Below are 24515 nucleotides of genomic sequence, written 5' to 3' on the forward strand. Positions count from 1 at the left end.
GGCTGCACACCTACAATCACCACCGCGGACACACCGCGCTGAAAGGCCAACCACCCGCCAGCCGCGTCCCCAACCTCACGGGTCAATACAGCTAGCCCCGGGCAGATCTCTGTAGTTGTGCGGCGGTCGGAGGCGGCTTGCAGTGTGGTCTGCCGCCCGTCCGTGCATGCCCGTTTCTCCGGCGGCGGTGAGGTCTACCTGGACTGGCTAGAGGATCGACGCCGTCCAGGCCGAGCTTCCAGGCGGCCAGGTCGGCGATGGCCCGTCGTGCGGCGGGTGCGGAGTGCCGTCGTCCTCGTGGTCGGCGAGAGGTGCGATGCCGGAGGAGCCTCGGACTCCGGGGCGAGGGCGGCGAAGTCGAAGTCGAAGTCGGCCGCGAAGAGCGCCGTGGGCCTGGTCCAGGAGAGGCCGAGCAGCGAGAACGGCTCGGTGGTCGTGCGGGGCAGGGCATGTGGGTCCGTACCGCTCCCGGTGAGCGGGATGGGGTGGACGCCTGAAGGGCTGGCCTCCCGGTCCTCTCGGTGCCGCGGTTGGCGGCGACGGCAGTCAGCCAGGTTCGGCGTCGGGCAGCGTGATGCGTGTATTGCGGCCTGCGGAGCATGGTGTTCGTCTTTCTTGACTGCATATCGCGCAGGGCGCCAATGTCCGCCCGGCGGTGTAGGGGCAACAGGGCGGTGTGAGGCGGGGTCAGCCCGTGCTCCGGTCGGCGGTAGTGGCCGGGCGGGGCAGGGCTCCGGCGCAGGTGGCCCGGCCGAAGCCACCGCTGGCGGTGGCGCTCTGGACATGCCGGCCGCGCACGGTGAGTGTGCAGCGGGCCTGGCCGCCCTTGTCGCCGAGGACGATGCTGACGATCGGTTTCTGGCCGAGGGGGACGTCGACGGTTTTGCGCCAGGGCAGTGTGGCGCCCTGGAGGACGGTGGCCTTTCCGGAGGTGCTGCGGGCCTGGTAGGTGATGTCGGCGGTGCCGGTCCCGGTCACTGCGTAGGACACCGGAGCGGTGGCGACTGCGGCCTTCGGCTTGCTGGTTCCGGGGCTGAGGACGCCGTAGAGGATGAGTCCGGTGCATGCGGCAAGCATCGCGGCGCCTGCGACCACACCAGCGCGATCCGGCCGGTGGAGGAAACCGCCCTTCTTCCCCGCCCGGGCAGCCGCTGCTGAATCGGTCTCTCCGAAATCCCGGATACCGTCGCCCATTTATTCCCCCTCGGATAACAGACTGTCCCGACCCTCGGCTTTGAGGGCTGGGTAGTTATACACCATCACCTCCCGCCCAATCCAACGACTGGAAATATCAGGACAATACGGATGTCCACTTTAGTGCCATTGGGCCTGGTCCTGTATCAAGTAAACCAAAACTGAAATTGCTTGACTTGGTGGCGATCTAATTGCTAAACCATCGGGCCGCCGCCGCGCATGACAGGGGTCCTGTTGATTCAGGAACGAGAAATGCGGCGGTTTTTGGCCATCCGTTGAGGGAAAGGTTTGGCGTGAAACCCAGGTTGGGCAGGGCGCTCGCGTGCCTGGCGGCAGCGGCGGTGACGAGTTCGCTGCTTCCGCAGGCGGCTTATGCTGCCGAGTCGGTTCCAGATCGTGACGGCAAGGGGTTTGTCGGCACGGTCAAGAGCTGGTTCGCGGATGATGGAAAGAAAAGAGCCAAACCGCCGTCACACAATGAGGCGGGCGTGGCCGAGCGGCAGAAGCTGCCGAAGGGCCGGAATGCGCCAAAGCCGAAGCGTGTCGGGGAGCTGACGGCCAGGCGTACGGCGAACGCGCGGTTCTGGAAGCTGTCGGACGGCCGGGTGCAGGCCGAGGTGTCGGCGGTGCCGACGTCCTACCGTGCCGGCAAGTCATGGAAGGGCATCGACCCGAAGGTCGGAAGGTCCTCACGCAAGGGCTTCGAATTCGCCAACACGACCAACGCGACCCGCAGCTGGTTCGGCTCACGCGCCGACGAACTGATGCGGGTGGAATCAGCCGACGGCCATGCCGTGACCGTCGGACTGGCAGGAGCGGGCCGCAGGCTGAAGCCGGAGGCCAAGGGCAGCACCGTCACCTACCGGAACGCGGTCGCGGGCGCGGACCTGTCGTACGAGCTGGGCCCCGGCCGGGTGAAGGAGAACATCACCCTGGCCGAACGCCCCGCCGGCCCACTGTCGTTCACCTTCACGCTGGCCACGGACGGGCTGACACCGAGGGCGGGCAAGGACGGCTCGATCGGCTTCTACGGTGAGGGGCCGGATGCGGTGCTGGTGATACCGGCGCCGTTCATGAGGGACGCGAAGAAGGACGCCCGGTCGCCGTTCGGATTCGTCCACAGCACGGCCGTGAAACAGAAGCTGTCCCGGCACGGGAAGGCCTGGAAGCTGACGGTCACCCCTGACGCGAAGTGGCTCGCGGCCAACCAGCGGCAGTATCCGGTCACCATCGACCCGACGATCGCGATCGCACCGACGCCCGACGAGGCGCAGGATGTGATGATCTCTTCGGACGGGCCGGAGACGAACTACGACGACAACTGGCGTCTGTCGGTCGGGAACACCGACACCGGATCCTCCCGGGCACTGCTGAAGTTCCCGCTGCCCGACATCCCGGACGGGACACAGCTCGACTCCGCCGACCTGAAGCTGTACTACGACCAGACCCACACGGCCGGTGACACCGCGGTGCGGCTTGAGGCGCACCGGGCGACCGCCGCATGGAGCGAGTCGACGGCCACCTGGGACAGCGCCAAGGATCTCGCTGGTGAGCTGTCCGGCTCCTCGGTCGTAGTCGACAACGGGGACACCGGGACGACGGCCGCGAAGGGTTCCTGGCCCGCGTCGGACAACCCCGACTACACGCAGTACGCGGTCAACCAGGACTACCTGTATAACAGGGACACGGTGGCCGGAGACACCTACACCTGGCAGCCGAACCTGCCGGCGGACGGCGACTACCAGGTCGAGACGCACTACGTGCCGGCCGAGGACCGGGCCACCAACGTCCCCTACACGGTCACCTACAGCGGCGGCAGTCAGACCTACACCGTCGACCAGCAGGCCGGCTCGGGCGGTGTGTGGAAGACCCTGGGCACCCTGCCGTTCAAGGCGGGCACGGCCGGCAAGGTCGTCCTGGGCGATAGCCCAGCGTCGGCGAGCACCGCGGTGATCGCGGACGCGGTCCGCTTCACCAGGGACGCCGTGGTCTCCAAACAACCGAACCAGGTCAACGTCTGGCACTCCTTCCCGGTGACGAGAACGGTGCAGTCCTGGATCGACGGCGCCAACCCCAACTACGGTTTCGTCGTCAAGGCCGCTGACGAGTCCGCGAGCGCCCCCAAGGGCGGACCGCGCTACGAGGGCAGCGAGTACGGCTACGGAGACGAGACCGCCAACTACCCGCGCCTGGTGCTCACCTATGGCCGACCGGGTGTGGAACTGGACACTCCGACGACGATCCACGACACCGGCGCGGAGCTGAACTGGTCGGCCTACAGCGACCCGTCATCCGCGAGCGGTGACGACATCGTCGAGTACCAGGTGCACCGCTCGGTGTACCAGACGTTCACCCCGTCGGCCGACACGCTGGTCGCGCCCGTGGCTCCGGGCACGACGGCGTACACGGACACCTCGGCGACGCCGACACCGGCGGACAGCGCCGATCCGTTCGGACGGGCCTACTACTACATGGTCGCGGTCAAGACCAGGGACGGCACGGTGATCCCCGCGCCGACGCAACTGGTACGACTGCCGAAAGCGGGCCGCACCGTCAAGGTGATCGAGGCCTCGCAGGACACCACGCTGTCGTCGGCGGAGCCGGACACGGCACACGACACGATCAGCGACGGTGCGGCGCAGAACTGGCTCACCGTGGGGAACAACTCACCGACCTACGGCACCACACGTGCGGCGCTGAAGTTCCCCTCCCTGGGCATCCCCGCGACCGGCCGGGTGCTGGACGCCACATTGCGCATGTGGGACACGCAGACCACCACCGACACCGACGGCGCGGTCTACGAGCTGCGGCCGCTGACCCGGGACTTCGACGAGACGGCCACCTGGAACAAGGCGACCTCGACCACCAGCTGGACCACACCGGGCGGCGACGTGGGCGCCACGGTCGCGGACACGGTCGCCGGAGTGACCAACGACCCCTCGCGCCACGACTGGAACGCGACGTCCCTCGTTCAGGGCTGGGTCACCACTCCAGGCTCCAACCAGGGCGTGCTGGTCAAGACGCAGGACGAGTCGGCTCAGCAGGAACGCACCATCTTCCTGTCCACGGAGGCACCCGAGAAGCGGCTGCACCCGCGCATGGTCGTCACCTACATCGACTCCACCACCGACTCGACGTACTACGCGCCCGGTACCCCGGCGCGGATGACGCCGAACTCCGACTACACCGTCGACGTCACCCTCACCAACACCACCAACGCCACCTGGAAGACCGCCGACCAGGTACTGACCTACACCTGGAAGCTGCCCGACGGCACCGACGTCACAGGCGGCGCCAATCAGGTCCAGACCGCACTGCCCAAAGACGTCGTACCCGGCGACACCGTCACCCTCCACGCCCAGGTCAAAACACCGATCAACTCCGACTCGGGCAACAAACGCACCGACTACGTCCTGACCTGGGACCTGTACAACAAGACGGCCGGAACCTGGCTGTCGGCCGGAACCGGCGGCATCCCCGGACTGACTCAGAACGTGGCAGTAGAGGACCCGACCTCCGACACCATCGGCCTGGAGAAGTTCTACGCCTACACGGGCAAGAACACCGGCGCCGGCTCCACGATCATGAACAACCTGGCCTCCGGTAATGCGGTCTGGTCCTACAACGCCTTCTCCAACCCGGGCCGCGGACTGAGCACGTTCACCCGGTTCTCCTACAACTCCCTGGACACCTCCGACACGGTGATGGGCCCGGGCTGGTCGGCTCAGGCGTCCGCTCCCGTCCGGCTCGGGGCGGCGCTGGACTTCCACCCCAACCCGAACCCGACCACCATCACGCTGACCGACGGCGACGGAACCGCGTCGGTGTTCACCAAACAGGACGACGGCACCTTCAAGGCTCCGGCGGGCGTGCACTACCTGCTGACGATGAAGAGCGGCGTCGACTGCACACCCGACAAGGACGACACCGCCGACGCCTGGTCGATGACCAGCCCCGACGGGACACGGTTCTTCTACGACTGCGACGGCTACGTCACCTCGATCGTCGACAAGAACGGCAACACCGAGACCTTCACGTACGCGGAGCGCAAGTCCAACAACAAACCGGTCAAGTTCCTCCAGTACATCACCGACCCGGCCGGCCGACAGACCCTCACCGTCACCTACTACAACAAGGGCGACGCGTACTCCTACATCGACGACACGGGCACGGTCCAGTCGGACAAGAACCTGACCAACCCGAAGATCATCGACCACGTCGCCTCGATGACCGCCCTGGGCGACGGCACCAACCCAGCACGCAAGATCACCTTCCTGTACACCACGCAGGGCCTGATGGCCCAGCTCACCGACGGCGCAGGCTCCACGCAGCCGAAGGTGTTCCACTTCGCCTACGACGCCACGCAGGGCACCAAGAACGTCAAGCTGGTCACGGTCACCGACCCTCGCGGTCACGGCACCCAGCTGGACTACTACGCCCCGCAGACGGGTGACAACCCGAAGTACCACTGGTGGGCCCAGTCCATCACCGACCGCCTCACCCACCCGACGACATTCGCGTATGCGGCGGACACGTCGAACAAGGCATTCACGGACACGACCGTGACGGACGCCGAGTCGCACGCCACCACCTATGTGACGGACGACTTCACCCGACCGGTGCAGACCACCAACGCCAAGAACCAGGTGACCAAGCTCGCCTGGGACGCGGACAACAACGTCACCCAGCTGGTCGAGGACAACGGCGCCACCACCAAGTGGACCTACGACCCGAAGACCGGCTACCCGCTGACCATGCAGGACGCCGAGGCCGTCAAGAACAGCTGGCCGGCCACCGTCTACACGTACCAGACCCGGCTGGACGGCTACAGCGCCGACCTGTACACCAAGACCTCACCCGAAGGTCACACGTGGCAGTTCGGCTACGACGCTTTCGGCAACCTCACCAGCGTCACCGACCCCAAGGGCGTGGCCACGTCCACGGCCGGTGACTACACCACCACCTACTCCTACGACTCCTACGGTGAGCTGAAGACCGCGACGGACGCCAACCAGCACACCACCACCTACAGCGACTTCGATCCGAACGGCTATCCGCAGACCACCACCGGCCCCGCCCCGTTCAACCAGCCGTCCAAGACGGTCTACGACGCACTCGGCCAGGTCACCTCGGTCATCGACCAGCTCGGTTACACCACGAGCCAGACCTACGACCTCTTCGGCAGGCCGCTGGTGAAGAAGGTGCCGAAGGACCAGACACACAGCGTCTACATCACCACCCCGGCCCCGGTGTACGACGCCAACGACAACGTCACCCAGGCCACCGCCCCCAACGGCGCGGCCTCCACCGCCGTCTACGACAACGCCGACGAACTGCAGTCAGCGACCGCGCCGAAGGACCACACCACCGATCCCGACCGGACCACCACCTACACCTACGACAAGATCGGCCAGCTGAAGACCACCACCGAGCCCAAGGGCACCCTGACCACCACCGACACCACGGACTACGTCACCACCAACACCTACGACGCCATCGGCGAACTGACCGACGTCACCAACGCCAACGGTGACAAGATCAGTTACCAGTACGACGACGTCGGCAACGCCACCGTCGTGATCGACCCGGTGAAGAACGCCACCGCGGACACCACCGACTTCACCACCAAGACCGACTACGACTGGGACCACCGCCCGAACCAGGTCACGGACGCGGCGGGGAAGGCCACCAAGACCGGCTACGACAAGGACGGCCTGGCCACCACCTCCACCGACGCCGAGAACAACACCACCACGACCACCTACGACGAGCGCGGCAAGGTTCAGCAGGTTCAGGCCCCGTATCAGGGCAGCGCGGGCTCGCCGACGTACCGCGTCACCAAGTACGAGTACGACCAGGTCGGCAACACGACCAAGGTGATCTCGCCGCGGGCGAACGTAGCCGGGACCACCACGGCGTTCGTGTCGCGAACCACCTATGACGAGCTGAACCGGCCCGCCCGGCAGTACCAGCCCTACGACCCGAACGACTCCCGCTACAACAACCCCAACGTCTACACCGAGACCACCTACGACCAGGACGGGCGGGTCTCCAAGACCTCCGCGCCCCCCTCGAACGGGCAGAGCGTCCGCAACGACACCACCTACACCTACTACGACGACGGGCAGGTGCGGACCTCCACCGACCCGTGGGACATCACCACCACCTACGACTACAACGAACTCGGCCAGCAGACCTCCCGGACACTGACCTCCGCCGGCGGCTCCTCCTCGCGGACGATGGGCTGGTCGTACTACCCCGACGGCAGCCTGTCCGCACGCACCGACGACGGCGTCCCGGTCGGCCTCCAGGTGGTCCTCGCCGACAACTCCGACACCCAGAACACCTCCGCCACCGGCACCTGGGCCACCTCCAGCACCGGTGACCCGACCACGGAACAGGGCTACGACTACCGCACCCACCCGGCCGGCACCGGCAGCGACGCCTTCACCTGGCAGCTGAACATCCCCCAGGACGGCACCTACACCATCTACGCCCGCTACCCGCAGGCCACCGGCGCGTCCACAGCCGCTGTCTACACCCTCCACCACGACGACGGCACCACCACGACCACCACCGTCGACCAGACCAAGAACACCGGCACCTGGGTCTCCCTCGGCACGGCCGCCTTCACCCAGGGCAACACCTCCTCACTCTCCCTGGCACAGAACAACGGCGGAACCGTCGTCGCCGACGCGGTCAAACTCGTCCGCAACAACTCCACAGACAGCGACAACGAAAAACACGCCTTCACCTACAACTACGACCCCAACGGCAACCTCACCCAGATCGCCGACTCCTCGCCGAACACGGCCATCGACAGCTACGGCATCGACTACGACGGCCTCAACCAGGTCGCCAAGGTCACCGAAAAACTCGCAGGCACGGAGAAGACCCACACCTCCTACACCTACGACCCGGACGGCCAGCCCAAGACGGTCGACCACCCCGGCCAGTACTCCAGCTACACCTACGACCTCCGGGAACTGGTCCAGACGGTCAAGGTCGGCGACTCCGCCACCGACTCCACGCCCAAGACCACCGGGTACACCTACACCGCCCGCGGCCAGCAGTTGCGGCAGACCAAAGCCAACGGCAACACGGTCGACTTCACGTACTGGCCCTCTGGCGAGGTCCACACCCAGACGGAGAAGACCTCCGGCGGCACCCTGGTCGACGACCACACCCTGAGCTGGGACCCCAACGGCAGCAAGTCCGAGGACGTCGCCAGCAAACAGAACGCGGACAGCCACGCCGCGTACCTGTCCTCGACCACCGACTACACCTACGACCCCGCCGACCGGCTGAAGCAGGCCGTCAAGACGGGCAACGGCGCGGACACCGAGACCTACGTCCACGACGACAACGCCAACGTCATCTCCCAGACAGTCAACAACACCACCACCGCCTACACCTACGACCGCAACCGCCTGCTGTCCTCCACCTCCGGCGGAACCAGCGCGGCCTACAACTACGACCCCTACGGCCGCCTCGACACCATCACCGCCGCCGGAACCGTCATCGAGCGCAACACGTACGACGGCTTCGACCACGTGGTGAAGAACACCAAGCTCGGCAGCGGCGGCACCTCCACCACGACGTACGCCTTCGACCCGCTCGACCGCACCACCTCCAAGACCGTCGGCGGCAAAACCACGAACTTCTCCTACCTCGGCCTCTCGGACCAGGTCCTCGACGAGTCCGTGGCCGGCCAGCTCACCAAGTCCTACCAGTACAGCCCCTGGGGCGAACGCCTCTCCCAGACCACCCACAATACCGACGGCACCACCACCGACGCCTACTACGGCTACAACAGCCACACCGACGTCGAAACCCTCACCGACTCCACCGGCCAGACCAAGGCCACCTACGGCTACACCGCCTACGGCAACAACGACACCTCCGAATTCACCGGCATCGACAAGCCCGACACACAAGACCCCACCAAGGAGCCCTATAACGCCTACCGGTTCAACGCCAAACGCTGGGACCAGATCTCCGGCACCTACGACATGGGCTTCCGGAACTACGACCCCGGCCTGAACACCTTCACCACCAGGGACATGTACAACGGCGCCCTCGCCGACATGAACCTGACCACCAACCCCCTCACAGGCAACCGCTATGCCTTCGCCGGCGGCAACCCCACCACCAACGTTGAGCTCGACGGGCACATGGCTGTGGGCGAGGACGGCTTCAAGGGAAGTCCCGAGGCCGTTGATGCCCATGAGGCGGAGAAGAAGCAGAATTCGACGCCGTACGCTGACACCGAAGACAGGGTTCACGCCAAAGAGCAACCGACGGACCACGACCGGGAGGTCCTGGGACAGATGTACTGGGTCAAGCTCGGCCTGTGGTATCAAAATTGGGACAACGCGTACGATCTGCTGTCCCACTGGCTTGGGAACTCAGGGGATCCCTACGAGGTTGACCCCAAGGCCATGCTGCAGGACATCCCGCGCTTCCGGGAGGACCTCGACAAGTACCTCGAAGGCGTACAGAAATCCGGAAGTGCCACGTTCGACTCGGGGTGGTTGCGAACCCGAGCCAGTGAGAAGGATGGAGATTCGAGCCTTGATTGGTACTATGCCCTGAACCATTTCCAGTTCAGAGTGAGCGGGACCAACCAGCGCAAGTACGGGATGACGTACACCCTCCAAGTACGGAAGCGTTACGACTGGGGAGTTCCCAGCGAGCATCGCGATCCGCTGAGGAAGAGCTTCCTGTGGGTCGACATCAGTCTGCAGCAGTCTGAGGTTGCGCACCTTCACACAGTCGGACTCGCACAGGACTTCGATGTGTACGGTTCTGCTGCTATGAGGGGAATGCCATGACATCGACGTCTCGTTTCGAGGCAGCCGGTTGCCACGCCGCACGGGCGGTGGGCGGTCTGGCCGTCCTCCTTGCCCTGCTCACCGCGTGCGGTGACGCCGGAGCGTCGGTGGAGAACAGCCCTGGTTCCGGTACGGTCGGCACGAGCAAGCCCGCTGCGACTGAGCCGACGCCCGCAGAGGGTGCGGGACGCCCCTCCAAAGTGCTGCTGGAGGAGTACGGCATAGCGATGCCGAAGGGGGCTGAAGCAATCCACTATCGGGAGGTTCGGCCGGGATCCGGTGGAACGCTCTACCTGCGGATGCGTATTCCGGGCACGACGGCTCGGCAGTGGCTGGCGCAACTGGGTGGCGACCCTTCGGACCTGGTCCGTGGATGGAGCCCCATCGATTCCTACGAACTGGAGGAATCCGGCTGGCACATTCCGGAATCGGCCTCGCTCTCCGGAATCTGGATTCCCGTCCCGGAGTCGGGGCCTCAAACCGACAAGAAGATCGTCATCGAGAAGGATGCGAGTGGGGAGGCGCAGGTCTACCTGGTGACGAACCGGGAGTAGAGCATCCGACGCGGTCACCAGGACCGCTCGTGTCAGACGACCCGCCCGTCCTCGTGCGTATCCTGCAGGTGGCGGGCGAGGTCTTTGCGCGGACGGTGTTTGCTCGGTAAGCCCGCGGCGTCAAACCTCTTCACTGAACCGTTTTCATCCTGTCCTGCAGGGGGTGATGGTGCAGGTCAGCGGGGTGGTGTGACGAGGCGAGGCTCCTGGTCGTTGCGGTGGTGTTCTCTACGCACCACGCTTCGTTCGAGGAGCCTCGCTTGGTCCCGTATCGAGCCATGCTCGACGTCCCGCATGAGCTGGTAGAGCACGTTTCCTGGCTTATCCATGCCCGAAGGTGTGAACGCGGCACGCGGTGGCGCAAGCTGAGCTGCTTCCACCAGGCCCTGCTTGCGCTGGTGCATCTGCGCAAGAATGAGACGCTGCCCCAGCTCGCGGCGGGCTTCGGGGTCTCCACCGCGACCGCCTGGCGCTACGTGGACGAGACCCTCGAGGTCCTGGCCTCCTGGGCACCCGGCCTCCAAACGGCCCTCGTCGGCCTGGGCGAGGGAGACTTCGTCATCGTCGACGGCACTTTCATCCCCACCGACCGGATCCGCGCGGATCAGCCGTACTACTCCCAGAAGCACCGCAAGCACCGCAAGCACGGCATGAACGTCCAGGTCGTCGCCCGACCGGACGGCACCCCGCTGTGGTTCTCCCGCGCAACCCCGGGCCGCACACATGACCTGACCGCGGCTCGCGCCCATGGCATCGTCCAAGCCTGCCTGACCCGGCAGATCCTTGCTCGCCGACCGCGCCTACCAAGGTGCCGGCGCCACCTTCCGCACCCCGTACTACCACCACAGCGAACAACCCGAGCACTACCAGCAGTTCAACCGCGACCACGCCCGACTCCGAGCACCCGGCGAACGCGCCTTCGCCCAGCTCAAGACCTGGCGGCTCCTGCGGCGAGCCCGCTGTTCCACCCGACGCATCGGCACAGCAGTCCAAGCCGTCCACACCCTGCTGACCTGCAACTATTCAGGATTAAAACGGTTCAGTCACCGCACCATCGTGAAACCTCAACCACACTTCAGGTCAAGATGATCCGGTTACGTTACCGGCGAGCGACACAACTAGGGGCTGATGCAGGTTCGGGTGGCAGGTTCGGTCACGCGGCCTGGAGGGCCGGCGTGGTCATGACGGTCTCGAATTCGATGGGGGGTCAGCCGGCCGAGTGAGGCTTGTCTGCGGCGTCGGTGGTAGGTCCGCTCGATCCAGGTCACGATCGCGATCCGGAGTTCTTCGCGGGTGGCCCAGACACGGCGGTCGAGGACGTTCTTCTGCAGCAGGCTGAAGAAGGACTCCATGGCCGCGTTGTCGCCGGCAGCTCCGACCCTCCCTATCGATCCGGCCATCCGGTGACGGTCGAGCGCCCGGACGAACTTCCGTGAGCGGAACTGGGCGAGTTCAAGTGGTCGTTGCAACACCCCAGCTCAGGGGATGCGATGGACTTCGAGGTCCGGGCGGATCGACGGCCACAAGGGCCGAAGAAGTTGAGCCGCGAGCGGGAGACATACCTTCTGCTCGTGGATCAAGGAACTTCTCATCTGGACGCCTGCCGGATCGTTGGCATCAACGACCGCACAGGCAGGCGATGGCGTAACGGCCGACAGGCGTCCGGGAGGAACAAGGCGGCACCGCCCCTCGTGGAAACGGGGCCGTGGCGCTACACCGAGGACCTGGACCCGGCGGCCGCCCAGGAGCCCGACGACGCTCCTTCGCGCTATCTGCGCGAGGCGGACCGGATCCACATAGCCGACCGCCTCCGGGAGAAGGCATCCGTCCGCACGATCGCTGCCGAGCTGGGACGCAGTCCGTCCACGATCAGCCGCAAGATCCGCCGCAACCGCACGGTCCTGCCCAGCGGCCAGTGGTACTACCGACCGCATGCGGCCCATCGGCGAGCGGTCCGGCGTCGGCCTCGGCCGAAGGTCGGCAAGATCGGCCAGAACCTGGAGCTCCGGGACTTCGTCCAGCTTCACCTGACCCTGCGCTGGAGTCCCGAGCAGATCTGCCGCGCTCTGCGCAGGCGCTTCCCCGACCGGCCGGAGATGCACGTGGTTCACGAGACGATCTACCAGGCGCTCTACGTCCAGGGCCGCGGTGAACTGAGGCGGGAACTGACCCGTGCCCTGCGCACGGGACGCGCCGTGCGCCGGCCTCATCGCCGCTCGGCACGCCGCAGGAAGCGGTTCCCCCACCCGATGGTCATGATCAGCGAGCGGCCCGCTGAGGCCGCTGACCGAGCCGTCCCGGGCCACTGGGAGGGCGACCTCATCATCGGCAGCAGCTCCCGTTCCGCCATCGCCACCCTGGTCGAACGCAGCACTCGCTACCTGATGCTGGTGCACCTTCCTAACGGCCACGGAGCCGCCGCCGTCCGCCAGGCCCTGGTCGACACGGTCCAGACTCTTCCGCCTCACCTGAAACGGTCCCTGACCTGGGACCAGGGCGCCGAGATGGCCGCCCATCACGCCTTCAGCGTCGCCACGGACATGCCGGTCTACTTCTGTGACCCCGGCAGCCCCTGGCAGCGAGGCTCGAACGAGAACACGAACGGCCTTTTGCGGCAGTACTTCCCCAAGGACAGCAGCTTGTCCGGGCACACTCGCGACCACCTCGACACCGTCGCGGCCGAACTCAACAACCGCCCACGCAAGACGCTCGGCTGGGAAACCCCAGCCGAGCGCCTGCACAAACTACTCGGCGCCTGATCAGACCCATCGCGTATAGCGGCGAGGGCTAAAAACCGTGCTCCCTGCCCCTGCGCGGCTTACGTGGCGCCTTCCCCCAGGGTCCGGCAGGCCGTTCCTGCCGAACCCTTGCCACGAATTCAGCACGGGTCGAAACGGCCCGTGGCTTCGGGCGCAGGAGCGACTCCGCGTCCCACGGCTCGACATCCGTCCACCCGAACCGGAGGACGATCTCGTCGAAGACCGGTGCGAAGTCCGCACCGACCAGATCCGGCATCTGGTAGCGAAGCCCGCGAACCCGGGCAACGAAGCTTGCGGGCAACGGCACGTGATACACCTCCAGGTAGTGCGCAAAGTCCGCACGCCATACCCACATGCCATCGGTTACCAGCGACGAGCAGCCGGACGTGTGCCGGTGGACCTCTCCCGTGACGACATCGACTCCTGCCTCCATGAAGTACGTGAGGTGATGGCCTACGTCGAGATACTCCACGATTTTCGCTTCATCCGGCTCGCCGGACGCTTGCACCTGACCCCTCAGCGGCCCCGCAGCCAACTCGCTCGAATAACCGAAGTCATCGAAGAAGCCGAGCAGCCTCAGCACGCGCACCCCCGTCAGCCTCTGCGATCTGAGCAATAATCGAGGCGAGCATACGCAGACTCGAGGGCCGCCAGTACGGCCCATGCGTGACCGCAGCCGCCCGGCCGCGTGATCACGACCGAGCGACTGCTTAACTCTCTGTGCCACACGTCAGAGACCACGTGTTGCGACGACCACTGGAATCCGCCCGTGGTCCGGGCCTTGCGCTGTCGAAGGTCCTCTAGCGGGTCGACTGCCTGCCAGTAAGGGAGTCGGCAACCTCCGTCTACTCGTGCTCTCGTCGGGTGCGGTTGGCGGCCAAGTCCGGATCGCGTACGGGCGCCGGCACCCGCGTCTCGGTGGCCGGCCCCCGAGAGAAAGTCAGTGCCGGTGTTCGAGTGGCTACACAGAGCTGCCGTTGTGTGCTACTTGTGGGATCTTGCTTGTCCAGCGGGGGGCTGGGGAGGGGAAGATCGGGTGGCGGATAGCGGGGTGCGTCGGGCGTCGCGCGCGCAGGATGCGGTGCGGCTGCTGTTCCTGCTGGATCGCTGCGGTGCAGCGTGCGGCGGCGACCAGGCGGATGAGGAGCCGCAGGGAGCGGTCGCGGTGGTTCGGGGGCAGAAGCGGCTGCAGGCGTTGGATTTTTGGCTGCGTAATCCCGACTACCTGGCCGATGAGCTGCTCAACCAGGTCGAAGCAGGGAAGGTCGACGATGCCGAGTGGGCGCTGGAGCGAGCCGATGCCCTGTTGCAGGGGGACGAGCCGGAGATCTCTCGCTATCCGATGGTGCGCTGGCGGTTCGGTGCTTGGGAGGCACTGGACGATGCCTTGGGGCTTTTGTACGCGCACGGCTTGATCGACATCGTGCCGGTGGGCGAGCCGCCGGCGAAGGTGGACCGGTGGGACTACTACCTGTTGCCCGCAGGCCGGGAGATGGCGGCCGAGCTGCGGGTCGCTGCCGCTGACCTGGCCTGGTACGACGAACGCGCGGTGGTGGTGTTGGCGGTGGCCGGGCAAAGCAGCGGCAGCCAGCTAAAGGCTCTGCAGTACGCGCAGGCTGAGTACGAGCGCACGGTATGGAAGGCGAGCATCAGCGGTATCACCGATCGGGTACGTGAGCGGCTCGCACAGGTCACGCAGCACAGGGTGGGAGCGGGCGGATGAGCGACTTCGTGGAGACGGTAGCCCGCCGGGCCGGCGTCGACGGCGAGCAGGCGGGAGAGATCCTGGCGCGGCACGGAGTGCGGGAGAGCGGTGTTCTGCCCCGCCCGCATCAGCTCCTGATCAAGAGCCTGGCGTTCACCGGAGAGAAGAACGGCAAGTCCACCGGCAGGGTGGACTTCTCCTGGGGCCTGGGACCCGGCCTGTGGGGCGTGACGGCGGACAACCTGCGCGGCAAGAGCAGCATCCTGGAGATCATCTGGTGGTGCCTGCGCGGCACCGGAGCTCTCCAGGCCGACGTGAGGAAATGGATCCACCATGTCCGCCTGGACACCCAGGTCGACGACGAGCCGTTCACAGTGCGCATCGACAACACCGGCGAGCAGCTCACCGGAACCCTGGCCGTCGGCGTCCAGCAACACGTCACGTCCTTCGCCGATGAGACGGAATTCGCCTCGATAATGGGCGCCTTCATGATGGACCGGCTGGGCCTGGAGTTCCTGCGCGGCTGGCGCAAGGACACCCCCGCCCGCTCCGACACTGACTCCGACAGCCGAGATGGCCAGGTCGTGGTGACGTCCTGGCCGGCCTTCAGCCACGCGCTGCTGTGCCGCAACCGCGAGAGCGACGCGCTGCTGGGGGAAACGGCCGGCGGCGGCACGATGGTGAGTCTGCTGCAGATGTTCGTCGGCCTGCCGTGGACGACGACCCGCCGTGACGCCAAAGCAGCCCTTGACCTGGTGCAGCAGTCTCTGCGCGGCCAGCGCCGGCGTGCCCAGCAGGACCTCACCGCCCGTGGCTCGTCCCTGCAAGATCTGGAAGACCAGCTTGCCCAGGCCCGCCAGAGAGCTGCTCAAGCCGCGACGGCCCCCAGTCTGGAGTCCGCCGCCGAAGCCGTCGAGCAGGCCGGCGCGCGCCTGGCCGAACTGACCGCCCAGCACACCAATGCTGTGCAGCAGATGCACCAGACCCGCCAGGCCGAGGAAGAGATCCACGAAACCCTCGTCCTGGACCAGGCCCGTCTGCGAGATCTACGGGAGACTGCGGTCGCCCAGCGCTTCTTCGGCGCGCTGAAACCCACCTGCTGCCCGCGCTGCTCCACCACCCTGGACCAACTGCCCCACGCCGACCTGGACGAGACGCACTGCCGTATCTGCGGATCCGCCCCGTCGGAAGCACCCGCCGACCCGTCCGCAGCCGATGAACTGGCCGCCTCCGTCGAAACTTTCAAGAAGGCCCACTCCCAGGCCAAGACCGCAGCCCAGCAGGCCGCCAAGGCCTCGGCCGCCATCGAGGCAGCACTCGCGCAAGCCCGCGCTGACCTGACGGCAGCACAAGCAGCCATGCCCCGCGAGTCCGCACTGCGTGCGCACCTGGAAGTCGCCCGCCTTGAAGGCAAGCTCGCCGAGCGCCAGGCGGCTGATCAACATGCCCGCGGGCCGGACGGGATGTCGGCAGAGGAACAGGTCCTGGAGGCGGCGGCGAAGGAAGCCGACAAGCGTGCCAAGGACGCCTCGACAGCACTGCTGGGTGCCGTAAGTGAGGAAATCTGCCGTCTAGGGATTCGGCTCGGCATGAAGGAACTTCAGGCCATCAAACTGCTGGGCAACGGCAAACTTGAGGTCACCAAGGGCGGCAGCAAGACCACCTTCACGGCCGTCACACCTGGTGAGCAAGTGCGCCTGCGCATCGCCACCCTGCTTGCACTCCTGCGCGTCGGCAAGGAGACCGGCGTGGGCCGCCATCCTGGCCTGCTCCTGCTCGACTCCGCCGGCGCACAGGAGACCATCGACGTCGACGTGGCGGAAGTCCTCAGCCAGCTCAAGGACATCTGCGAGGAGACCGCCGGACTGCAAGTGATCACGGCCACGGCCAAACGTGACCTGGCCACCGCGGCTATTCCGGCCGACCGCCTGCGCGTCGCGGGACCGGGTGACCCCGTGTGGTGACCAGCTCGTTAAGGTAAGCGACCGTCCATCGAGAAAGGCCACCGTCCGTGACCCCACTCGAGATGCTCCTTGCCCAGGACGGCGATCCGCCCACACTTACCGATCTCGGTGGCGAGGACGCCCTCTGGCAGCAGGCTGACACCCTGGCCGCCTCCCCGCTGTGGTTCCGCGTCGTTGAGATCCTTCTGGCCGAATGGGACACCCTCCAGCATCCCGACCAGGCGGCCACCTTCGGCACGCAGGCCCTGACCACGACCACCAGCCCTGCGGCTGCCGACGACCTTCTCGACCAGCTCGTCGAACACCCCGGCTACCTCCAACACGCAAGCTCCCAGCTCAACACCCTCGCCCTCGAACGCAGCCGTCACCACAGCACCCCTCTGGAAGCCGAACTGGCCGGCATCTTCCTCGAAGCTGCCCTGCGCCTCGCTCTGCCCGGTACTACCAAGCGCTACGCACTGTTCGACCGCCTCGTCGATTCAGACGCCACCACGGCCCCGGCCGCGTATGCCCGCCGCGTCGTCCGAGCCCTGGGCACCGCCTACGAGCACTGGCGAGACAGCGACCTGCTCACCGCGCTGCAGCGCTTCTCCCACACTGACGTCCGCGGCGACGCTGCCTACGAGCTCGCCATGTGTCATCTCGCCGACGCCGCCAACGCCCCTGACCGCTCCACACTGCTGCAGGCCTTCGCCACCGCCCGCGACCTTCTGCAGCAAGCCATCGACGCCGACGAGGACCGTCCCGACGCCACCGCCTTCCTCGCCGCTCTCGACGCCGTTCTCGCATTCGACACCGGCAACACCACCACCCTGGCCACCGCCACCGGCCAGCTGCGCCGCTCACTCACTGAACACGCCCTCTGGCTGACCGGCACCCGCACCCACTGGCGCGCTGGCCGCTACGACACCGAAGCCGCCTGGTACACCCTCAGCTGCAGCCTCGAACACGTCGACGCCCACCTGGACCAGCCCCTGACCGCCTGGCCCAACCAGACCATCCAGCACGTCCTCACCGTCTACGCCGCGCACCGCAGCGTCCGTCTTCAGCCAGCCGAAGCCGCCACGGGTCTGCAAGTCCTGGTCGCCCCGCGCATAGAGAAAGCCTTCGCCAGCCGCCAAGGCCTTCTGCTGCACCTACGGGGTCTGGTCGCCGATGCCCCCGAAGACTGGGACGCTCACGCCGCCCACCAACTTCTCCAAGCCATCGACGACCGCCTACAAGCCGACGCCCCCCAGGTGCAAGACCCGGGAAAAGCCGCAGCGGCGGCCTCCTACCCCCAGCTGGCCGCCGAACTCGGTAGCCAACTCCTCGCCAGCCTGCCCACGCACATGCTCACCAGCCTCCAGGCCACCTACGCAGACTGGGAAGCCACCCTGATCAGCAAGCTGCCGATCGCCCAGCAGCACATTTACAACGACATCCTCGCCGTCCTACAGAGCTGCAACGACTTCCACCACCCCACAGTCCGCGAGTATTTCACCCACCTGATCGTCCAGGCCATCCGCTTCCTGCACAGCAGGACCAATCGCGCCCGCGCACACCACACACCGCGCTTCGCCTACCTCTTCGCCCCCGAGCCCGACGAGAAGCTTCCCCTGGAGGAAACAGTCCAGGAAGACCTTCACGACTACCTGGACGGCAACCTGGAGGAAGCCGACATCGAAGTCACCGACCGTAGCGGAGGCCGCGCCGACATCGAAGTCCGCTTCCCCGGCTTCACAACGGTCATCGAATGCAAGCGCACAAAAGGTAGAACGACGCGCAAGGGACTACGGCGCTACCTCGGCCAGACAGTCGCCTACCAGGCTGGCGGCATCACCTTGGGCATGCTGGTCGTCCTCGACCTGACACCCAAACCAAGCTGGATCCCCAACATCCGCGACGACATGTGGGCAGACCACATCCCCTCACCAGTCCCAGAACAACGAGACCGGTGGGCTGTCGTCGTCCGCGTCCCCGGAAACAGAACGCGTCCGTCCGACATGACCACGCCAGCCCCAGCTCAGTAGAAAGGACGGCCGATCCAGCTACGCCCACCGCATCCCGATCGACGCCCACCGCATCCCGATCGCGGACAGCAGCTCCACCCGCTCCGGGGACAGCGTCGCGGCCCGGCTGCGCTGGTTCCCGATCCACGCCCCGAGCCGGAGCTCCCGCTCCTCCTGGTCCTCGCCGACGATCCGTTCGACGTGCTTCCTCGGCACTCGCAGGTGCCCCTCGCGCTCGAAGAACTGCTTGGTAGCCTCGTAGTTCATCGCCCACTTGTCGGCCTGCGTACGGTGCGGGGGCGGCTTCTCGTCCTCGGTCGCGGGCTCGATGCCGAGGACCTGCTCGCACATCCACTGCTGCACGGTGGTGAGGTTGTCCCAGCCGAGCCGCACGGAGCGCACCCACCGGCCGAGGTCCTCGCCCTGGTGCACGACGTCGCCGGGCTCGGTGGGCAGCGGGTGGCCGGCCTCCAGGTGGAGCCGGACGAGATGGAAGGCCCGCTGCCACTCCACCGGCCAGCTCGGGCACCACGACGGGTCGATGTGCTCCAACTGCTCGCGCCGCTCCTCCGACAGCGCCCCGGCCGACGACTCCACCGGCAGCCCCTCGGCACGCCGCTGCTCGATCTCCTGCGCCTTGCGGGCGGCGGCCCGCGCGTTCTTCAGCCAGATGCCCACCTTGTAGCCCTGGAAGGTGGCGTCCAGCGGGGCCAGGAGGTGGCCCGCCTCGGCCGCCCATCCGCGCGCCGCCGCGAGACCTTCCTCCCACGCGACGTCGAAGTGGCTCCAGACCATGCCCAGCTTCTCCAACTGTTCGACGCGGTCCTCGTCCATGTCGCCGCGGGCGTAGAACCTGCGCGCGTCGGAGATCCACTGCCCCAGCGGGAACCCGGCGAGCGAGGCCGGCCACCCCTCACCTTCCGCCTCCTGGTCGTCGGCGGCGGGCACGCGGAACGTGAACGGCACCTTCAAGTCGCCGTGCAGCCGTGCGTAGATGACGGCGGCCTCCACGCCGCGCCGCCAGTGCTCGTGTTCCGGGTTGAAAACCCGCAGGTTGATGAACGCCGCCAGCGCGGCCGGGTCGCGGGGCGTGGAGAACTTCAGCAGGGCCTTGGCGGGGGCGCTGACGCCTCCGGAGCCCTCGCCGCTCCCGCCCGTGCTCTTGCCGCTCTCGTCCTTGGCTACGGGCTTGTAGCGGCTCGGTGCCTGCTGCTCTGCCAGGGTCTCCACGATCCGCGCGTCGTGCGCCCGCAGCGCCTCCAGCAGCTTCGCCAGCCCGCCGAACGCCCGCGAGGTCAGCATGTTGTCCGCCGTCTCCCCGGGCCCGAGCAAGACCGGCACGACCAAGCTGGCCATCTTCCCCTCACCCGGCTGCATCCGCAGCGCCCGCCCCACGGCCTGGACCAGGTCGGGCATCGAGCCGCGTACGTCAGCCCAGTACACGGAGTCACAGTTCTTGGTGTCGATGCCCTCGCCCAGCACCTTCACCGAGCTGAGGAAACACTTCTCCACCACAGTGCCGTCCGTGGCGATCCCGGCCGCGAACTCCCCAAGGAGTCGGCGGCGGCGAAGCGGCTTGTGGTCGCCGCACAGCCAGTCCGCCCAGATCGCCTTGGGGTACAGTTCGGGGTCGGCGGCGTGGAGCTGCGCGGCGACGTCGGGAAGGCCGGCCGCGAACGCCTCGGCCTCGCGGACCTGGTGGTGGAAGACCAGCGTGCGCCGGAAGCCCTCCTCCGCCGACGCCTTCACCAGGGCGGTCTGCAGCGCGGCGAGCCGCGCCCGCGGACCTCTGCCGAGCGGCCTTCGGCACCCAGGAGTTGCGCGGCCTGGAGCGCGGTGTCGGTGACGTCCACGCATACGACCTGATAGGGGGCACAGATTCCCCGATCGATGGCCTCCGAGAGCGTCAGCGTAAAACAGCGGCTGCCGAAGGGGCCCTCAGGGTCGTCTTCCATGCTCGCGACCAGCTCGCCCGGTGCGCCGGCCTCATCCTCGTCCCCGAGCTGCCACAACCGAGGCGTGGCCGTCATGTAGAGGCGGCGCAGGGACGGGATCTTCTGGTTGTCGTGGACGACCGCCCACGGCTTCCCGATCCGGCCCGAAACGCGGTGGGCTTCGTCCACGACGATCAGGTCCCAACCCGAAAGGCCGGCGGCGTGCGCCCGCTCCAGCGTGCCCAGACCGAGACTGGCGTAGGTGGCGTACACGGTCACCTTCTCCAGGCCCCGCGTCCACTCCACCAGCTCGTCCACGTCTGTGGTGTTGGGGAAGGACACCTGCTCACCCCGCAGCGAGGACACCCCGATCATCGGTCCCCGGCGGCCCCCCTCCCGCCACGCCGCCTCGGTCTGGGCGAGCAGGTCCAGCGAGGGGACGAGCACCAGGACGCGCCCGGCTTTGAGTTCGTGTGCGCTCTGCGCGGCGACGAGAGTTTTGCCCGAGCCGGTCGCCATGACGACCTGGGTGCGCAGCCCGCGCTCGGGAACGGTGCCGGCCGCGGGCACCTCCAGGGCGGCGCGGACAGCGTCGACAGCCTCACGCTGGTGGGGCCGCAGATTCGTCATGAGCGCGGTCCTTCGGAGTGCCGGGTGGCGAGGGCGAGGTTCTCGCGCATCACCTGGTGCCACGCGCGGGCTGCGGCGTGGTCGAGGTACAGGGTGTGCTGGCCGTGGCGGGCCAGATCGTCCTCGCCGGGCTGCCGGTAGGTCGTGCCATGGGCGACCTGGTAGAGGATGATCGTCGCGCCGTCGGCGATGAAGGTGCGGGTGATGAAGCTCAGCCGGGCCGTCTCGGAGGACAGTGTCTCGGCGGTGAACGGCTGGATGACGAGGGTGCCGTCATCGGCAGCGGTCAGCAGGCGGCGGACGGTGGCGTCGTCGACCTCGTGAGCGGGGTCGGCGCCTTTCGCCGCGGTGTCGAGGAAGCGGAACATCTCGTCGGGCGTCAAAGCACCGTCGAAGATCTCGGGAAGGGCGCGCGCGGCCGCGCGCCGGATCCACGCGGCGCGGCTGAGCCCGGCAAGGCTCGCGCCGGCGTCGATGTCTCTCAGCAGACTGGTGGGAAAGTTGATCGGGACCTTCGGGCCGATGGCAGGACGGCCGGGCAGGGCAGCACTCACGAGAACCTCCGCAATGTTTTAGGTACCCAGAACACATGATGCCTGATATTTTGGGTACCCAAAACTCCGCTAAGTCCGGTCAATACCGGTCCCGCCGCCACGTCCGACCCGGCCCCCACGCCCGTGCCCGCCTCGGCGCCGAGAGCGTGTCTCCTGCACGCCGAACGAGCCGCTGCCGGGGACCAGACGTCTGACGAGCGCCACCGGCGTCGGACGGCGAGGCCGGCGGCCTGCTGAAGCGGTCGGCCGAGAAGTTCTTTGCTTCGAGGGTGTCCGAGTTCTCTGGTGCCCTCGTGTAGTTGGATGCAGCGCGTCCGCGCTGTACTGGCCCCCCGGCCCACCTGCCGGGCCGGCGAGTTGATTGGGGAGAAGCCGTGGGCTCCACGACGTCTCTGTGTGTGGTCCGCTGTCTGCTTGGGTCCTCCTCCGAGTCCGACGGCGTACGGCACTGCATCACCACCGAGGTATCCGTAGGCCGGCTGCCCGTGTCCTTCGATACGAGCCGCATGACCTGCGAACTGGACGCGGACTTCACGCAGTTCGTGGTGGACACCAGGCCCCGGCTGGTCAGCTGGGCTTTCTGGCGGTACGGCGACGCCGCACTGGCGGAAGACCTGATCCAGACGGCGTACCTCAACCTCTGGGAGAAGTGGGAGGACTACCGCTCCCACGACCCGGAGCACAAGAAGGCTCTCGCGTACAAGACCGTTAACCGCGTATTCATCGACTACAAGAGGAAGAAGTCGAACGGATACGTGCCCACCGACCTCACCAGCTACGACGTGGTCGGTGAAAGCGATATTGAAGCAGAGCTCATCGCGACCGAAAGCGTACGTGAAGTACTGCAGGCCATCGATCAGCTCCCGGACATTTTCCGGAAGCTGATCGAATCCGTCTACTTCGACGGAAACACCGTGGCAGCGTTCGCCGAATCCGAGGGCCTCGCCCCGAAGACCGCGAGCCGCTACCGCATCAAGGCCATGCAGATGTTGCGTGGGCTCCTCGGAGAGCGTTAGGGAAAGAGGCAGACAATGGACGCACTGGAAGCGCGTCTGAGTCTGGCCGCTGATTACCTCAAGAGGGAATCCAGCGCAGCCATCGAGGAGCTGATGGTCACGGCATTCAATGTCGTGCACACTCCTACGGCCGGCGCCGGGCTACTCGACCGGAGGGGGGAGGGATTTTCCCTCCCCTCCTCGGGGGGAGGTCCCCGGCCAGCGCACCAAAGCACCTCCAAAGAAACGAAGCGTAGGCGTTTCTCGGAGGAGCTTCATACCCTGCTGGAACGAGAAAGGAAGGAGCCACTTGAAAGCCACGCTCTGCGCAGGATCGCAGAGCTGACCGAACTGTTCGAAGGCGAAGAAGAAGCCCAGAGTTGGTGGCACCGGGCAGCACTGAAAGGTGACTCGGTAGCCATCATGATGCTCGCCGACGACTGAAGAATCCGACGGCCGCGACAGGCAGGATCGCAACCGTCCACACCAGAAAAGAGGTCTGAGAACAGCCAAGGGCCGCGCAAGGAGGAAGCACGGGCCAGGCCTAACCCAAGGAAGCCAAACGCAGAAGGTCGGGCAAGAGTGAGAATTGCTCGACAGTACAAAGAGAACAAGAAAGAGAGTGATTCACATGTCAAGGAAAAGTAGCACAGTCTCATAGTGGGACTGTGAAGTAGTGGTGGTAGGAGCCCAGCACTGGGGGTGCTGGGCTCCTCTCCGTTCCCTTTATTTAAGAATCCGGAATCTGCGTTACAGTGCATCCCGGAACGGGCGGAGTAACCTCCACCACAACCTTACCGCCGGGCTCATCGAGCACCCATTCATTGAGTGCAACATCGGCACCCAGAAGGAGCGCTCCGGTCAGAAGACCTATAGCCACCGACCCTCGAATACTGGCCGGGCTAAACCACTTCACCAAAGGCCTATCGCTTTTCAACCAGTTCCCCAAGTGTTCGGAAGAGATCCCCTTACCCAACAACACGAGGGCAACCATCAGATCAGACACTCTCCTGACGATCAGTCCATGACTACAGCGAGCCAGGTAATAGGGGCCATTCCCTAAACGGTGCCGGGGCCTGATTCCAGAGTCCGTCTCGCGTCTCGGTTTGAAGCACCCGGGGTATGGTCCAGTTCTGCCAACGGTACAGAGTGCATCACTTGATGCACACGCCTCAGGTTCGGGATACCGGCCCGAGGGTGCTGGCCCCAGGCTCCCGGGTCAGGTCCAGGGGGAGGGGTGACGGGCCGTCATGCTGCTCCCGACGGCCCGTCACCCCTCCCCCTCCTTGCCGCTGCTCGGGCCGCAGGCCCGTGGGTGGGCCGCGCGGAGCGTGGCAGCCATCCCGGCGAACGCGGCCGTCGGCAGGATGATCGCGAGCAGGCTGTCGTAGAGGTTCAGCT

The 24515-nt window shown here is 66.5% G+C and carries 11 protein-coding genes and 3 pseudogenes; 9 read left to right on the forward strand and 5 right to left on the reverse strand.

Annotation, left to right across the window (positions count from 1 at the left end; all coding sequences use genetic code 11):
- Positions 1-687 precede the first annotated feature (687 nt).
- Positions 688-1077 carry a hypothetical protein gene (locus AB0927_RS39045; protein ID WP_366672613.1) on the reverse strand — a complete coding sequence of 130 codons (390 nt, stop codon included), beginning with the start codon at positions 1075-1077 and terminating at the stop codon, positions 688-690.
- A 605-nt stretch (positions 1078-1682) separates the two neighbouring features.
- Here AB0927_RS39045 and AB0927_RS39050 point away from each other — a divergent pair.
- The 3 genes and pseudogenes from AB0927_RS39050 (at position 1683) to AB0927_RS39060 (ending at position 11671) form a co-directional block, all read left to right on the forward strand.
- Entirely contained in the window at positions 1683-10028 is an 8346-nt protein-coding gene (locus tag AB0927_RS39050; protein WP_366672614.1) for a DNRLRE domain-containing protein, read from the forward strand.
- Positions 10025-10582: a hypothetical protein gene (locus AB0927_RS39055; protein WP_366672615.1), complete on the forward strand. Its 558-nt coding sequence runs from the start codon at positions 10025-10027 to the stop codon at positions 10580-10582. Before AB0927_RS39050 ends, AB0927_RS39055 begins: the two co-directional genes overlap by 4 nt.
- A gap of 278 nt (positions 10583-10860) precedes the next feature.
- Positions 10861-11671, forward strand: a pseudogene (locus AB0927_RS39060) (transposase family protein).
- Between the two features lie 64 nt (positions 11672-11735).
- Here the strand turns inward: AB0927_RS39060 and AB0927_RS39065 are convergent.
- Positions 11736-12030, reverse strand: a pseudogene (locus AB0927_RS39065) (integrase core domain-containing protein); the annotation flags it as partial.
- A 42-nt stretch (positions 12031-12072) separates the two neighbouring features.
- Between AB0927_RS39065 and AB0927_RS39070 the strand changes: the two are divergent.
- On the forward strand, positions 12073-13341 hold the full coding sequence (locus AB0927_RS39070) for an IS30 family transposase (RefSeq protein WP_366672617.1): 1269 nt from the start codon (positions 12073-12075) through the stop codon (positions 13339-13341).
- A 28-nt stretch (positions 13342-13369) separates the two neighbouring features.
- Here the strand turns inward: AB0927_RS39070 and AB0927_RS39075 are convergent, their stop codons facing one another.
- A complete protein-coding gene (locus AB0927_RS39075) occupies positions 13370-13924 on the reverse strand; it encodes a hypothetical protein (protein WP_366672618.1) in 555 nt (184 codons plus the stop codon).
- Between the two features lie 453 nt (positions 13925-14377).
- Between AB0927_RS39075 and AB0927_RS39080 the strand changes: the two genes are divergently transcribed.
- Genes AB0927_RS39080 through AB0927_RS39090 form a run of 3 tightly spaced genes read left to right on the forward strand, consistent with a single transcriptional unit; the run spans position 14378 to position 19022 of the window.
- Positions 14378-15064 (forward strand): hypothetical protein, encoded by a 687-nt coding sequence (locus tag AB0927_RS39080; RefSeq protein ID WP_366672619.1) that lies wholly within the window; start codon positions 14378-14380, stop codon positions 15062-15064.
- Positions 15061-17010, forward strand: a complete 1950-nt coding sequence (locus AB0927_RS39085) for a hypothetical protein (protein ID WP_366672620.1) — start codon at positions 15061-15063, stop codon at positions 17008-17010. The genes AB0927_RS39080 and AB0927_RS39085 overlap by 4 nt, the downstream gene beginning before the upstream one ends.
- Positions 17011-17057: 47 nt before the next feature.
- Positions 17058-19022 carry a hypothetical protein gene (locus AB0927_RS39090; protein ID WP_366672621.1) on the forward strand — a complete coding sequence of 655 codons (1965 nt, stop codon included), beginning with the start codon at positions 17058-17060 and terminating at the stop codon, positions 19020-19022.
- A gap of 18 nt (positions 19023-19040) precedes the next feature.
- On the opposite strand, the pseudogene AB0927_RS39095 reads toward AB0927_RS39090, so the two are convergent.
- A pseudogene (locus tag AB0927_RS39095) lies at positions 19041-21565 on the reverse strand (Helicase associated domain protein).
- The gene (locus AB0927_RS39100) at positions 21562-22119 is read right to left on the reverse strand and encodes a hypothetical protein (protein WP_366672622.1); all 558 of its coding nucleotides are present in this window, start codon (positions 22117-22119) and stop codon (positions 21562-21564) included. The pseudogene AB0927_RS39095 and the gene AB0927_RS39100 overlap by 4 nt, the downstream one beginning before the upstream one ends.
- Positions 22120-22625: 506 nt before the next feature.
- On the opposite strand from AB0927_RS39100, the gene AB0927_RS39105 reads away from it, so the two are divergent.
- The gene (locus tag AB0927_RS39105; protein WP_366672623.1) at positions 22626-23135 is read left to right on the forward strand and encodes a sigma-70 family RNA polymerase sigma factor; all 510 of its coding nucleotides are present in this window, start codon (positions 22626-22628) and stop codon (positions 23133-23135) included.
- A 15-nt stretch (positions 23136-23150) separates the two neighbouring features.
- Complete coding sequence (locus AB0927_RS39110) at positions 23151-23558, forward strand: hypothetical protein (RefSeq protein ID WP_366672624.1); 408 nt, start codon at positions 23151-23153, stop codon at positions 23556-23558.
- Positions 23559-24515 lie beyond the last annotated feature (957 nt).

It is taken from the genome of Streptomyces sp. NPDC048106 (assembly GCF_040706415.1).
Taxonomy (GTDB): domain Bacteria; phylum Actinomycetota; class Actinomycetes; order Streptomycetales; family Streptomycetaceae; genus Streptomyces.

Coding starts and splice junctions, on each gene's coding strand:
- AB0927_RS39045 (WP_366672613.1), bottom strand. CDS start 1,077: ATGCTTGCCGCATGCACCGGACTCATCCTCTACGGCGTCCTCAGCCCC.
- AB0927_RS39055 (WP_366672615.1), top strand. CDS start 10,025: ATGACATCGACGTCTCGTTTCGAGGCAGCCGGTTGCCACGCCGCACGG.
- AB0927_RS39070 (WP_366672617.1), top strand. CDS start 12,073: ATGGACTTCGAGGTCCGGGCGGATCGACGGCCACAAGGGCCGAAGAAG.
- AB0927_RS39085 (WP_366672620.1), top strand. CDS start 15,061: ATGAGCGACTTCGTGGAGACGGTAGCCCGCCGGGCCGGCGTCGACGGC.
- AB0927_RS39105 (WP_366672623.1), top strand. CDS start 22,626: ATGACCTGCGAACTGGACGCGGACTTCACGCAGTTCGTGGTGGACACC.
- AB0927_RS39110 (WP_366672624.1), top strand. CDS start 23,151: ATGGACGCACTGGAAGCGCGTCTGAGTCTGGCCGCTGATTACCTCAAG.